Source organism: Vibrio sp. 1288, from assembly GCF_033344475.1.
Map to the genome: position 1 here is coordinate 1 of NZ_JAWPOX010001109.1, position 522 is coordinate 522.

Sequence of the window (522 nt, forward strand, 5' to 3'; positions counted from 1 at the left end):
ATTTACTGAATGCTCGATTAAATAAGAATCTTTCTGGCGCAATGCAGAAACACACTGCAAAGCGTCTGAATCAATAAATACACTTTCGATCATGTCATCCGCCCACGATTCAATCTCGTTGACTTGGATAACTTTGCCTTCAAAAGTTTGGTTGAGAAGTTTCTGCGCTAGGCCTTTTGCTTCCGCAATCAGCTTTTTAGCACGCTTGTGTTGGACTTCTCGCGAGCGATACGCACGCTGTACTTTGCTTGATACGGAAAGCGTTTTATCCCCTACTTCGATATCGATAGGTTCTTCGACGGATTTGAATACGCACTGCTGAGCAGAAAGTGATTGATCAACCCAAACGAATTTCACGCCACTTGCGCGAAGCTTTTTAATGCCCTCTGCGCTCGAAACTCGACCAGCATTGGCTAAATTGACTCGTTTGTTATGCTCTATCGCGGTAACAAACATGCCGACAGCAACATCTGCGATTGCAATTTTAATTGAGTCTTCTGGGTTGTACTGCATATGGTGACA

At 44.1% G+C, this 522-nt stretch carries 1 protein-coding gene; it reads right to left on the reverse strand.

Annotated features, from left to right (window positions below; genetic code table 11):
- Positions 1–513: DUF3391 domain-containing protein (locus tag R8O11_RS31165; protein WP_318195384.1), on the reverse strand; the 513-nt coding region annotated here is incomplete at its 3' end.
- Between the last annotated feature and the right edge of the window lie 9 nt (positions 514–522).